We start from the raw sequence: 13,291 nt of genomic DNA, 5'->3' as shown, positions 1-13,291 counted from the left end.
GGGGGCCGTTTGACACGAGGTGCGGCGCGGCCGCGTCGTAGAGTCCTACGACGCGGCCGCGGCCGGTACCCGTACACCCGCCCTAGTGGGCGCCCACTCCGCTGAGGGACTTGACCTCCAGCTCGGCGTACTTGCCGGCGTCCGGCTCCTCCTTCGACAGGAGCGATCCGATCAGGCCGAGCAGGAAACCGACCGGGATCGAGATCAGGCCGGGGTTCTCCAGCGGGAACCAGTGGAAGTCGACGCCCTTGAACATGGACGACTTCGGGTTGCCGGAGACCACCGGCGAGAAGAGGACCAGGACGACCGCCGTGGTCAGCCCGCCGTAGATCGACCACAGCGCGCCCTGGGTGGTGAAGCGCTTCCAGAAGAGGCTGTAGAGGATGGTCGGCAGATTGGCGGAGGCGGCGACCGCGAAGGCGAGCGCCACCAGACCGGCGACGTTCAGATCGCGGGCGAAGGCGCCGAGCACGATGGCGACGGCCCCGATGAAGACGGTCGCCCAGCGCGCGGCCCGGACCTCCTCCTTCTCGGTCGCCTTCCCCTTGCGGATGACGTTGGCGTAGATGTCGTGCGCGAAGGAGGACGAGGAGGCGAGGGTGAGGCCCGCGACGACCGCGAGGATGGTGGCGAAGGCGACCGCCGAGATCACCGCGAGCAGGATCGCGCCCCCGTTGGAGTCGCTGCCGCCGCCGATCTCCAGGGCCGCCAGCGGCGCCGCCGTGTTCCCCGCCGGGTTGGAGGCGATGATGTCGGCCGGTTTGAGCAGGGCGGCGGCGCCGAAGCCGAGCACGATCGTCATCAGGTAGAAGGCGCCGATGATGCCGATCGCCCAGTTCACCGACTTACGGGCGGCCTTGGCCGTGGGGACGGTGTAGAAGCGGATCAGGATGTGCGGCAGGCCCGCTGTGCCGAGCACCAGGGCGAGGCCGAGCGAGATGAAGTCCAGTTTCGAGGTGCCGGTCTTGCCGTACTTGAGGCCCGGCTCCAGGAAGGCGCTGCCCTTGCCGCTGTTGTCGGCTGCCTTGCCGAGCAGGTCGGAGAGGTTGAAGTGGAACTTCAGCAGGATCAGGAAGGTGATCAGGACGGTGCCCGCGATCAGCAGGACCGCCTTGACCATCTGGACCCAGGTGGTGCCCTTCATCCCGCCGATCGTCACGTACACGATCATGAGCACCCCGACCAGGGCGACGATCAGGATCTTGCCCGCGTCGCTGGTGATGCCGAGCAGCAGCGAGACCAGCACGCCGGCGCCGGCCATCTGGGCCAGCAGATAGAAGATCGAGACGACGATGGTGGAGGTGCCGGCCGCCGTCCGTACGGGACGCTGGCGCATCCGGTACGCGAGCACGTCGCCCATGGTGTAGCGGCCGGAGTTGCGCAGCGGCTCGGCGACCAGCAGCAGCGCCACCAGCCAGGCGACCAGGAAGCCGATGGAGTACAGGAAGCCGTCGTAGCCGAAGAGGGCGATGGCGCCGGCGATGCCGAGGAAGGACGCGGCGGACATGTAGTCGCCGGAGACCGCGAGGCCGTTCTGGAAGGCGGTGAACTGACGGCCGCCCGCGTAGAAGTCGGCCGCGCTCTTGGTCTGGCGGCCCGCCCAGACGGTGATGACCAGCGTCGCGGCGACGAACACCGCGAACAGCGTGATGATCAGCGGCCGGTGCTCGCTGGTGGCGGTCGCCGCGAGCGGGAGCTGGGCGTACGGGGCGCTCATGCGTCGGCCTCCATGCGGGACTTGATCGCCTCGGCGCGGGGGTCGAGCTTGGTGGCCGCGTACCGCGCGTAGAACCAGGCGATGAGGAAGGTGGTGAGGAACTGGGCGAGGCCGAACACCAGGGCCACGTTGATGTTGCCGAAGAGCTTGTGGCCCATAAAGCCGCCCGCGTAGTTGGACAGCAGGACGTACAGCAGGTACCAGGCGATGAAGGCGACGGTGAGCGGGAAGGCGAACCGGCGGTGGGTGCGGCGCAGTTCGGCGAATTCCTCGCTCGCCTGCACCTCGACGAACTTCTCGGTGGGGGGCTGGGCGGGGCGCGTGTCGATTCCGCCTTCGGGCGGTGGCACGTCGGTGGCCACGGAGTCTCCTCGCGATGCGGGTGCGGTGGGGATGGACGACAAGGGGGACCTCACTGTCGGGGACGGGTGATGGCGGTCCCCCTGACAACGGCACGGAGGGCGTCGCGTCTCGGTTCAGACCGGTCGTTTTTCTCGGCGCCGCCTTCACGGCGTTCGCACAACTTCTCGGACCAACCCGTCCGAACTCGTTGATGGGCCCGCATGATCAGCGATAGCTTCGCTGGTCATGTACCCGTCCATCCGTGACCCGCGGGTGGACGGCTCTCACGGATGATGTGGAGAACCCATGGCTCATCTGGGATCCGGACGGCGTCGGGCCCTCGCGCTCCCCGCCGGCCTGGCGCTCACGGCCTCGCTCGGCTTCCTCCCGGCGGCCACCGCCTCGGCCGCCCCGGCCCCGGCGGCCGACGGCCCGAACCTGTCGTACGTCGTCAACACCACGGGCGGGCACGGCACTTCGGCCCGGGTGCAGAAGGCGATAGCGAAGGCGGGCGGCACGGTCGTCGTCTCGTACGACCGGATAGGCGTGGTCGTCGTGCACTCCACGAACCCCGCGTTCGCCCAGGAGATACGCCGGGCCAGGGGCGTCTCCTCGGCCGGGGCCACCCGCACGACCCCGCTGAAGGCGCAGGCCACCACGGAGGAGGGCACCACCCAGGCGCTCACCCCGGCCGAGGCCGCGAAGGCGAAGGCGGCGGCCGCACCCGGCCAGGAGCCGCTGGAGGCCAACCAGTGGGACCTGCGGGCGATCGGCGCCGACAAGGCCGCCAAGATCTACCCGGGCAGCCGCCGGGTCACCGTCGGCGTGATCGACACCGGCGTCGACGACACCCACCCGGACCTCGCCCCCAACTTCTCGGCCACCCAGTCGGCCAACTGCGTGGGCGGCGTCGCCGACACCTCGCCGGGCGCCTGGCGGCCGTATGTGGGCGGCAGCGACCACGGCACGCACGTCGCGGGCGAGATAGCCGCCGCCCGCAACGGCGTCGGCGTCGCGGGCGTCGCGCCCGGCGTGAAGGTCGCCGGGATCAAGGTCGCCGAGCAGGGCAGCGGGCTGTTCTTCACCGAGGCGGTGGTCTGCGGGTTCGTCTTCGCCGCCGAACACCACATCGACGTCACCAACAACAGCTATTACGTGGACCCCTGGTACTTCAACTGCAAGGCCGACCCGGACCAGAAGGCGCTGCTGGACGCGGTGACCCGGGCCAGCAAGTACGCCGAGCACAAGGGCGTCCTGAACGTGGCGGCGGCGGGCAACGAGAACTACGACCTCTCCAAGCACGCCCTCACCGACACCTCCAGCCCGGACGACCAGCCCGCGCCGCACCCCACGGTGACCGTGGACCCGGCCAAGTGCCCGGACATCCCGGCCCAGTTGCCGGGGGTCGTCACCGTCTCCGCGACCGGCGTGCAGAACATCAAGTCGTACTACTCCAGCTACGGCCTCGGCCAGATCGACGTGGCCGCGCCCGGCGGTGACAAGTACCAGATCCCGGACACTCCGGACAAGAACGGCCGGATCCTGTCGACGATCCTGGGCGGCCAGTACGGCTACAAGCAGGGCACGTCCATGGCCACACCGCACGTCGTGGGGGTGGCCGCGCTCCTGAAGTCCAAGCACCGCTGGGCATCACCGGCCGATCTGCGGGAGATGCTCAAGGAGCAGGCCGACAACCCCGGCTGCCCCACCGGTCTGTACGACCCGGACGGCAACGGCGTCCAGGACTCCACCTGTGAGGGCGGCAAGCGCGTCAACGGCTTCTACGGCCGAGGCGTCGTCAACGCGCTGAACGCGGTGACCGAGTAGCACGACGGCCGACGGGCGCGGCCCCAGCGCCGCGCCCGTCGCGCAGCTCCTGTCCGTACGTACCGAGACTTCCGTCAGCCACATGGAGACCCCATGACGTCGCACCTCTCCCGTACGCACCGCGCCCTCGCCGTCTCCGTCGTCATGGCGAGTGCCGCCGCGCTCGCGGTCCTGCCCGGGACGGCCTCGGCCATGCCCGCGGGCGGCGCCGCGGCGCAGGCCGCGCCCGCCGCCGACGCTCCCTCGCTCAGTTATGTCGTCAACCTCCGCCGGGGATACGGCCACGCGGACAAGGTCAAGAAGGCGATCACCGCGGCCGGGGGCACGGTCGTGCAGTCCTACGACCGGATCGGCGTGATCGTCGCCCACTCCGCCGACCCGGCCTTCGCCACGGCCATGCGGGCGGTACGGGGCGTGGCGTCGGCCGGGGCGACCCGGACCGCGCCGCTGCCCGCGCAGACCACGACCGACGTCGGCGCGCCCAGGGCGCTCAGCGCCGAGGAGGTCCGGGCGGCCACCGCCGGGGCCGCGGCCGGCGAGGACCCGCTGGAGCCGTTGCAGTGGGACCTGAAGGCCATCAAGGCCGACAAGGCCCATGAGAAGACCCTGGGCAGCTCGCGGGTGACCGTCGGCGTCATCGACACGGGCGTGGACGACACCCACCCCGACATCGCGCCCAACTTCGACCGGTCGAAGTCGGTGAGCTGCGTCGGCGGCACCCCGGACACCTCCGACGGCGCCTGGCGGCCGTTCACCACCGGCGGCTCCCCGCACGGCACGCACGTGGCGGGCGAGATAGCCGCGGCGAAGAACGGCGTCGGCGTCACCGGCGTGGCACCCGGGGTGAAGGTCGCCGCCATCAAGGTCTCCACCCAGGGCGGCAGCTTCTTCTACACGGAGGCCGTCGTCTGCGGCTTCATGTGGGCAGCCGACCACGGCATCGACGTCACCAACAACAGCTATTACACCGACCCCTGGTACTTCAACTGCACCACCGACCCGGACCAGAAGGCGCTGGTCGAGGCGATCACCCGGGCCAGCCGGTACGCGGAGTCCAAGGGCACGGTGAACGTGGCGGCGGCGGGCAACGAGAGCTACGACCTCGCGGCCGACTCGATCACCGACCCGGCCAGCCCCAACGACAGCACGCCCGGGGACCGGAAGATCGACCCGAGCGAGTGCTTCGACATCCCGACCCAGCTGCCGGGGGTCGTCACGGTCGCCGCGACCGGGGCCAAGGGCCTGAAGTCGTCGTTCTCCAACTACGGCCTCGGCGTGGTGGACGTGGCCGCGCCGGGCGGCGACTCGACCGCCTACCAGCCGCCGCAGGCCCCGGCCACCAGCGGGCTGATCCTGGGCCCGGTGCCCGGCGGCAAGTGGGCCTACATGGCGGGGACGTCGATGGCGACCCCGCACGTGGTGGGCGTGGCCGCGCTGCTCAAGTCGGCGCATCCGCACGCGCCCGCCTGGAAGATCAAGGAGCTCCTGAAGGAGGGCGCCGACCCGACCGCCTGCCCCGACCCGTACGACATCGACGGGGACGGCAAGGCGGACGCGGTCTGCGAGGGCGGCCGGCACCGGAGCGGGTTCTACGGGGCGGGGATCGTGAACGCGCTGCACGCGGTGCGGTGAGCCCTGGGGAGGTGCGCTCTCGTCCGGGGGCCGTCTGTGGCTGGTCGCGCACTTCCCCGCGCCCCTGGGGGGCTGCGGGGTCCGCAGAGATGCGGTGTGCCGGGCGGATCTCCCCCGCCCGGCACATACCGGTGGGCGAAGCCCCTTACGGCTTGATCAGCACCTTCAGGGCGGTGCGCTCGTCCATCGCCTTGTAGCCGCCCGGGACGCCGTCGATGCCGACCGTCTGGTCGAACACCGGGGACGGGTCGACGGCGCCGGACAGGACGTCCGGCAGCAGCTCGGGGATGTAGGCGCGGACCGGGGCGACGCCGCCGCGCAGCGCGATGTTGCGGTCGAACATGACGCCGAGGTCGAGGCCGGTGCCGCTGCCGTGCGGGACGCCCACATAGCCGATGGCGCCGCCGTCGCGGGTGATCTCCACGGCCGTGCGCATCGACTGCTCGGTGCCGACCGCCTCGATCACCGCGTGCGCGCCCTGGCCCCGGGTCAGCTCGCGCACCGCCTCGACGGCGGCCTCGCCGCGCTCGGCGACGACGTCGGTGGCGCCGAAGGTCCGCGCGATGTCGGTGCGGACCTGGTGGCGCCCGAGGGCGATGATCCGCTCGGCGCCGAGCCGCTTGGCGGCCAGCACCCCGCAGAGGCCGACGGCTCCGTCACCGACGACGGCGACCGTGGCGCCGCGCCTCACCCCGGCGCCGACGGCCGCGTGGTGGCCGGTGCCGAGCACGTCGGAGAGGGCGAGCAGGGCGGTGAGCAGCCGGTCGTCGGAGGCCGCGGCGGCGGGCAGCTTGACCAGCGTGCCGTCGGCGAACGGCACCCTGACCGCCTCGCCCTGGCCGCCGTCGGAGCCCACCGAGCCCCAGAATCCGCCCTGCGGACAGGACGTCTGGAGGCCCTCGGCGCAGTACTCGCAGTTGCCGTCGGACCAGACGAAGGGCGCCACCACCAGGTCCCCGGCGCGGAACCCGTTCACCTCCGAGCCCGCCTCCTCGACCACGCCGAGGAACTCGTGCCCGATCCGCTGCCCTGGCTGGCGGGCGGACTCGCCCCGGTAGGCCCACAGGTCGCTGCCGCAGATACAGGCCCGCAGCACCCGCACGACCGCGTCGGTGGGGAGCTGGACCACGGGGTCGGGCACGTCCTCCACCCGGATGTCGTGGGGGGCGTGGATGACGGTGGCGCGCATGGGGAAGATCCTTGCTGGTCAGTCGGGGGACGTACGGAAATCGGCCGTACGGGGAGTCCGCCTCTCACCGTACGCCTGTGCCAGGAGTGCCCGCCCGCCGAGCAGGGTGGGCGTCCGCCGCAGGCCGGCCGGGCCGACGGCGTAGGATGCGTTCCTCCTGGGCCCTGGGGAGGTCAACTGCCGTGTCAGGCATGGAAGTCGCGCTCTTACGGCTGGCCGGCACGGTGGCCTCCACCGTCGCCAAGTCGCTCCTGAGCCCGAAGCCCGGCGCGGGACTGGTGTCCGCGCCCGTCCGCCCGGCCCTGCGCCCGCTGCCGGGGCCCGCGTCGCCGGAGCGGCTGGCGAAGGTGCTCGGGCGGCGGCTCGCCGGTTCCCACGGCCCGCTGCCGGAGCACGAGCGGACGGCGGCGGCCGACGCCGTGGCGGACGCGTTCGCGGCGGCGGGCGAGCTCACTCCGGAGTATCTGTTCTCCCTCGGCCTGGAGCCCGGGCGGCTGCGCGCCGCGCTGCGCCGCCCGCACCCCGGCCCGGCCGAGCCCCTCTACGAGGAGCTGCTCGGGCTCTGCTGCGCGCATGTGGTGGAGCAGCTCACCGCGCACCCCGCGTTCGCCGCCAGGGCGGCGGTGGAGCAGGTGCGGGCGGCGGAGCGGACGTACGGGCTGGTGGCGGAGGTGCGCGGCCGGCTCGGCCCGCGACCGCAGGCGGCGGCGCTGAGCTTCGAGGAGCGGTACGCGGGCTATATGACCGAGACGCACGGGCGGCTCGAACTGTTCGGGCTGACGCTGGGGCGCTCGCGCGGCGAGTGGGCGCTGGACACGGCCTACATCAGCCTCGCGGTGAGCGGCGAGCGCGGGGACTTCGGCCCGGCCCGGGGCGACCAGGTCGCGGTCAAGGCCGAACAGGCGCTCGCGGGCGCCGACCGCCTGGTGCTGCGGGGCCCGGCGGGCTCCGGCAAGAGCACGCTGGTGCAGTGGCTGGCCCTCAACGCGGCCCGGCGCGGCTTCACCGGGGAGCTGGCGGACTGGAACCGCTGCGTCCCGTTCGTGCTGCGGCTGCGCGCCTTCACCCAGGCGGACGCGCTGCCGCTGCCCGACGAGTTCCTGCGGGCGGCGGGGGTGCCGCTGCACGGGGCGGCGCCCGCCGGATGGGTGGAGCAGATGCTCGCCGACGGCCGGGGGCTGGTGCTGGTCGACGGGGTGGACGAGGTCCCGGCGCGGCTGCGCCACCGCACCGAGACCTGGCTGAAGTCGCTGATCGCCGCCTACCCGAACGCCCGGTACGTCGTCACCACCCGCCCCTCCGCGGTGCCCGTGGACTGGCTCTCCCGGCAGGGCTTCGCGGCCCACTCGCTGCTGCCGATGGAGCGGGACGACATCCGCGCCTTCATCGGCCACTGGCACGACGCGGCCCGGGGCGAGTGCCTGAGCGACGTGGAACGCCTACGGCTGGCGACGTACGAGAGCTCGCTGCGACAGGCCGTCGGCAGCCGCCGCGACCTGGGCCGGCTCGCCACCAACCCGCTGATGTGCGCCCTGCTGTGCGCGCTCAACCGGGACCGCCGGATGCAGCTTCCGCGCGCCCGCAAGGAGCTGTACGACGCGGCTCTGGACATGCTGCTCGTACGGCGGGACACCGAACGCGAGATCGCGGGCGTGGAGGGCGTCGAGCTGACCCGCGAGGAGCAGACCGCACTCCTCCAGCGGCTCGCGTACTGGCTGATCCGCAACGCCCAGGTGGAGGCCGAGCACGGCGAGGTCCTGGAGCTGATCGCCGGCTGGCTGACCGCGATGCCGCAGGTCCGGGGCACCCCCGAGCAGGTCTTCGCGCACCTGCTGATCCGCAGCGGCCTGCTGCGCGAACCGGCACCCGGGACCGTGGGGTTCGTCCACCGCACCTTCCAGGACTACCTGGGGGCGAAGGCGGCGGTGGAGTCCCGCGACTTCGGCGTGCTCGCGGCCAACGCGCACGACGACACGTGGGACGACGTGGTGCAGATGGCGGTCGGGCACGCGCGCGCGGACGAACGCGCCCGGCTGCTGAAGCAGTTGCTCCGCCGGGCCGACCGGGCCCCCAAGCTGCGGCACCGGCTGGTGCTGCTGGCGGCCGCGTGCCTGGAGCACGCGCCCGAGCTGGATCCGGCGATCCGCGACTCCGTGCAGGCCCGCACCCAGGAGCTGCTGCCGCCCCGGAGCCTGGACGACGCGGAGGCGCTGGCGAAGGTGGGCGAGCTGGTCCTCGGGCTGCTCCCCGGGCCCGAGGGGCTCGACGAGTACGAGGCGGGGGCGGTGGTGCGGACGGCCGCGGCGGTTCGGGGTGATGCGGCGTTCGAGGTGATCTCGCGGTTTCGGGGGGATGGGCGGGGGCGCGTGGCCACTCAGGTCTCGACGGCTTGGGGGTCGTTCGACACCGAGGAGTACGCGCGCGAGGTGCTGGCGGAAGGGGCATGGACCGAGGCCTTCCTGACCGCCACGACCCAGGAGCAGCTGAATGCCCTGCGGCTGGTGCCCCGGGCCCGCCTCGTTCAGCTGACGGGCAACCACGCTGACCTCACCCCGGTGACCGAGGTCCGGGACGCGGAGTACGTCTTCCTCTACGGCAACCTGGACCTGACGGACCTCACCCCGCTGGCCTCCCTCGCCCGGCTCAAGCGGATAGGTCTGAACCGGTGTTCGGCAGTGCGGGACCTGGTACCGATCGCCAAGCCCGGCCTCGAACACATCTCCTTCTCCATGCTGCATCCGGAGCTCTCCCTTGAGCCTCTACGGGAGGCGACCGGCCTCACGAGCGCCTTCATCGGGCATCCCGCGGTCATCGAGAGCATCGCCGAGCTGCCCCTGGGGCCCCTGCTGAGCTCGCTGGTGCTTCAGCGCCAGATCCGGTACGCGAGCCTCGACGGGATAGAACGCTGGCCGCTTCTCACCGATCTGACGCTCGCCGGGCAGGCACAGCTGCGGGACCTGTGCCGAAGGCCGGACGTCCTCGGCCGTCTGACGTACCTGGGCCTCCACGAACTGGAATCCCTCGATCTGTCCGTGCTGGCGGGCGCCGCCGAGCTCCAGGTCTTGCACCTGTACGGCTGCGAACTGCCCAACGGGCTGGCGGCCCTGCGGGAACTGCCCCGGTTGACAGCGGTACGCCTCACCAGGTCGACGACGGCCGGACGCCCCCTCGACCTGGCCCCGTTGGCCGACCTGCCCGCCCTCACCGTCACCGTGCCCGACGACACCGCCTTCTTCGGCGCCGAGCGCATCCCCCCGGAACGGCTGAAACGCATCCGCACCCGCCCCTGACCCTCAGACCCCCGCCGCCCCCAGCGCCGCCCCCGCCGCATACGTCACCCCCATGGCCACCGCACCCCCGCCCACATTCCGCAGCACCGCCGCCCCCACCGGCGCAGCCCCGAGCCGGGCGCTCCACCAGCCCGTGAGGGCCAGCGCGGCCAGGACCGAGCCGACCGTCACGTACAGGCGTGCCGAGGACGGGGGCAGGACGATGGCCAGCAGGGGCAGCAGCGCGCCGGCCGTGAAGGCGAGGAAGCTGGCGCCCGCCGCGTGCCAGGGGTTGGCGAGCTCGTCGGGGTCGATGCCGAGCTCCACGCGCGCGTGGGCGCGCAGCGCGTCGCGCTCGGTGAGCTGCTCCGCCGCCTGGCGCGCGAGCTCCGTGCTGAGGCCGCGGTCCTCCAGCAGCCCGGTGAGCTCGGCCAGTTCCGCCTCGGGCTCCTCCTTCAGCTCGCGCCGCTCCATGGCGAGCGCGGCCGTCTCGGAGTCGCGCTGGGTGGAGACGGAGACGTACTCGCCCGCCGCCATCGACATCGAGCCCGCGAGCAGGCCCGCGAGGCCCGCCGTCAGCAGGGCGGAGCGGTCGTCCGTCGCACCCGCCACGCCGACGACGAGGCCCGCCGTGGACACGATGCCGTCGTTGGCGCCCAGGACCGCCGCCCGCAGCCAGTTCAGGCGGGCGCCGAGGGCGCCGCCGTGGGCCTCGTCGTGGCCGCGGGCCGTCTCCGCTTGCGTCATGCGGCGAAGGGTCTCACCCCCCGCCTCACCACACCCGTACCGACCCGCCCCGGGCGAACGCCGGGCTGGTCGCGTCGGCGGGGATCTCCTTCAGCGGCTCGGCGATCTCCTCGACCGTCGGTCCCACCTTCGCCGCGACCGCGTCGAGGGCGGGCAGGTCGAAGCCGTAGACGCGGGCCGCGTTGCCGCCCACCATCCGCGCGACCTCCTCCCGTGGCAGCCCGGCGTACGCGATGCGCAGGCCCTCGCGGGAGTACGGGGTGGTGCCCTCGTCGTGCGGGTAGTCGCTGCCCCACATGATCTTGTCGAGGCCGATCCGGTCGCGCAGCGGCACCTCGTGGGGGCGCATGAAGCTGGCGCCCACATAGCAGTTCTCGCGCCAGACCCGGCTGGGGCCCTTGCCCATCGACTCGGCCAGCCCCGCGCCGAACTTGGACTCCGCCGTGGCCGCCCGGGTCGCCGCCGACACCAGGCGCTCGTGGTAGTAGTCGAGCATCTCGATCACGCCGGGGATCCAGCCCGATCCCTGCTCGGTGAGGACGAGCCGCAGCGACGGGTGGCGGCGGAACGCGCCGCCGAAGATCAGGTGCCACAGCGCCCGGTGCGAGAACCACGTCGTCTCCACCATGAAGACGGCCCGCGCGGCCGGCTCCTCGCCCAGCGGCGGCGACGCGGAGCCGCCGTGGTGGTTGACGGTGACGTCCAAGTCGGCGCAGGCCGCCCAGATCGGGTCGTAGACCGCCGAGTACAGCTCGGGGACGCCCGAGCCGGGCGGGGTGCCCGGGAGCAGGATGCCGCCGGTCAGGCCCGCCTCCCTGGTCCGGTGGATCTCCGCCACCGCCGCGTCGACGTCGTTCAGCAGGATCTGCGCGACGCCCGCCCGGCGGCCCGGCACCAGCGCGCAGAAGTCGGCCAGCCAGCGGTTGTGCGCCCGCAGCCCGGCCCAGCGCCGCTCCAGCTCCTCCCGGGTCGGCGTCGGCGCCATCAGGGAGGCGGAGGGGAAGAACGGCGGGATGGTGTTGGGGAACACCACCTCCGCGACGATCCCGTCCGCCTCCAGCTCGGCCACCCGCCGCTCGGAGTTCCAGTTGCGGTCGGCGGTGTCGGCGAGCAGGTCCTCGTGCGGGTTGACGTAGGTGGCGGCCCAGGCGTCGAAGTCGTCGTGGTGGCGCTTCTCCAGATACGGCTTGTAGTCGAGCAGGTCGGCGCCCGCGTGGCAGTCCGCCGAGATCACCGTGTACCGGTCGGCGCTCATGACACCCCCAGGACGGGGAAGTCGTGGTCGGTCAGCCAGTGCCGTCCCACCTCGCGCGAGCGGGCCCAGGACGCCTCGACGGCCGACTGGTCCTCGCTCTGGCCGAGTTCGGCCGGGGTCGGGCCGATGCGCCGGGCCAGCGGGGCCAGTTTCGCGGTGTCGAAACCGAAGACCTCCGCCGCCGCGAGCCCCAGCATCCGGCGCGTCTCGGCGACGGGGATGTCGTGGAAGGTCTTGCGCAGCCACTCCCGGGTGTGCGGCCAGGTGCCCTCGGGGTGCGGGAAGTCGGAGCCCCAGAGGATGTTGTCGACGCCGATCTCGTAGCGCTGGGCCAGTTCGCGGCGCTTGGTGTTGGTGGCGCAGACGAAGATCTGGCGGTCCAGGTACTCGCTGGGCGGCCGCTTCAGCTCGGCGAACGGCGAGAGCTTCTTGCCTCCGTGCGCGCCCAGGTACAGCCGGTCCATGAACCACAGCAGGTTCGGCAGCCACCAGCAGCCCGACTCGGCGACCCCGAAGCGCAGCCCGGGATGGCGTTCGAAGACCCCGGACCAGAGCAGGAACCACAGCGGCCGGGCCGGCCACCAGGTGACCTCGCTGACGTAGATGCCCAGGTGGTCGCCGTACTCCTGGCGGGGCGCGGCCCCCGAGTGGGTGACGACCGGCATCGCGGTCTCGGCGGCCGCCGCCCACACGGGGTCGTAACGGCGGTCGTGGTACGGGGCCTTGTCCACCCACATCGAGGGGATCATCAGCGCCCCGAGCCCGGACTCCTTGGCCCGGTGGATCTCGGCGACCACCCGGTCGACGTCGCCGGTGACCGGCAGCAGGGCGACCCCGCGATGGCGGTCGGGGTTCTGCCCGACGAACTCGGCGAGCCAGCGGTTGTGCGCCTGGGCGCCCGCCATGCCGAGCTCGGGGTCCTGGTCGCCGGAGAGGCCGAGGCCGACCCCGAAGGGCGCGGCGGTGCGGCTGTCCACGGCGTCCGCGTCGGGGAAGACGACCTCGGCGGCCACGCCGTCGCCGTCGAGCTCCTTGAGGCGGCGGGCGGCGTCCCAGCCGCCCTTGAGGCCCTCCTCGTTGTCGGCGAACCACTGGTCCGCGAAGGCCTCGTTGCGCACGCCGAGCCGGGTCATCTCCTCGCGGCGGCGCTCGCGCCCGTCGAGGAAGCCGTCGAAGTCCCGGTGGAAGCGTGCGTCGAGATAGGGCCGGTACCGCTCGGTGGGCAGCCCGGCGTGGCAGTCGGAGGAGATGATCAGGTACGGGTCGTGGTGCTCGCTCTCTGGGGTGCTGTGCTGCTGCGGCATGGCTGTCCC

Annotated in this window: 9 protein-coding genes; 3 read left to right on the top strand and 6 right to left on the bottom strand. The window is 72.7% G+C overall.

Going from position 1 to position 13,291, the window contains the following annotated elements; genetic code table 11:
* Positions 1–82: 82 nt before the first annotated feature.
* Positions 83–1,717 carry a solute symporter family protein gene (locus ABD236_RS16075; protein WP_344074371.1) on the bottom strand — a complete coding sequence of 545 codons (1,635 nt, stop codon included), beginning with the start codon at positions 1,715–1,717 and terminating at the stop codon, positions 83–85.
* Positions 1,714–2,079 (bottom strand): DUF485 domain-containing protein, encoded by a 366-nt coding sequence (locus tag ABD236_RS16070; RefSeq protein WP_344074370.1) that lies wholly within the window; start codon positions 2,077–2,079, stop codon positions 1,714–1,716. Before ABD236_RS16070 ends, ABD236_RS16075 begins: the two co-directional genes overlap by 4 nt.
* Positions 2,080–2,365: 286 nt before the next feature.
* Here ABD236_RS16070 and ABD236_RS16065 point away from each other — a divergent pair, with 286 nt between their 5' ends.
* Both ABD236_RS16065 and ABD236_RS16060 read left to right on the top strand, forming a co-directional pair.
* A complete protein-coding gene (locus tag ABD236_RS16065; protein ID WP_344074369.1) occupies positions 2,366–3,886 on the top strand; it encodes a S8 family peptidase in 1,521 nt (506 codons plus the stop codon).
* A 93-nt stretch (positions 3,887–3,979) separates the two neighbouring features.
* Positions 3,980–5,518, top strand: a complete 1,539-nt coding sequence (locus ABD236_RS16060; RefSeq protein ID WP_344074368.1) for a S8 family serine peptidase — start codon at positions 3,980–3,982, stop codon at positions 5,516–5,518.
* A gap of 145 nt (positions 5,519–5,663) precedes the next feature.
* Here the strand turns inward: ABD236_RS16060 and ABD236_RS16055 are convergent, their stop codons facing one another.
* A complete protein-coding gene (locus ABD236_RS16055; protein WP_344074367.1) occupies positions 5,664–6,707 on the bottom strand; it encodes a zinc-dependent alcohol dehydrogenase family protein in 1,044 nt (347 codons plus the stop codon).
* A 191-nt stretch (positions 6,708–6,898) separates the two neighbouring features.
* Between ABD236_RS16055 and ABD236_RS16050 the strand changes: the two genes are divergently transcribed.
* Positions 6,899–9,997: an NACHT domain-containing protein gene (locus ABD236_RS16050; RefSeq protein ID WP_344074391.1), complete on the top strand. Its 3,099-nt coding sequence runs from the start codon at positions 6,899–6,901 to the stop codon at positions 9,995–9,997.
* Positions 9,998–10,000: 3 nt separating this feature from the next.
* On the opposite strand, the gene ABD236_RS16045 is transcribed toward ABD236_RS16050, so the two are convergent.
* The 3 genes from ABD236_RS16045 to ABD236_RS16035 are packed head-to-tail and all read right to left on the bottom strand — an operon-like array spanning position 10,001 to position 13,282.
* Positions 10,001–10,723, bottom strand: a complete 723-nt coding sequence (locus ABD236_RS16045) for a VIT1/CCC1 transporter family protein (RefSeq protein WP_344074366.1) — start codon at positions 10,721–10,723, stop codon at positions 10,001–10,003.
* Between the two features lie 25 nt (positions 10,724–10,748).
* Positions 10,749–11,978 (bottom strand): amidohydrolase family protein, encoded by a 1,230-nt coding sequence (locus ABD236_RS16040; protein WP_344074365.1) that lies wholly within the window; start codon positions 11,976–11,978, stop codon positions 10,749–10,751.
* The gene (locus ABD236_RS16035; protein ID WP_344074364.1) at positions 11,975–13,282 is read right to left on the bottom strand and encodes an amidohydrolase family protein; all 1,308 of its coding nucleotides are present in this window, start codon (positions 13,280–13,282) and stop codon (positions 11,975–11,977) included. Before ABD236_RS16035 ends, ABD236_RS16040 begins: the two co-directional genes overlap by 4 nt.
* Positions 13,283–13,291 lie beyond the last annotated feature (9 nt).

Origin of the sequence: Streptomyces crystallinus (assembly GCF_039521265.1) — a bacterium.
Taxonomy (GTDB): Bacteria; Actinomycetota; Actinomycetes; order Streptomycetales; family Streptomycetaceae; genus Streptomyces; species Streptomyces crystallinus.
Note: the sequence above shows the minus strand (reverse complement) of the source record. Positions and strands in the feature narration are given on the sequence as shown.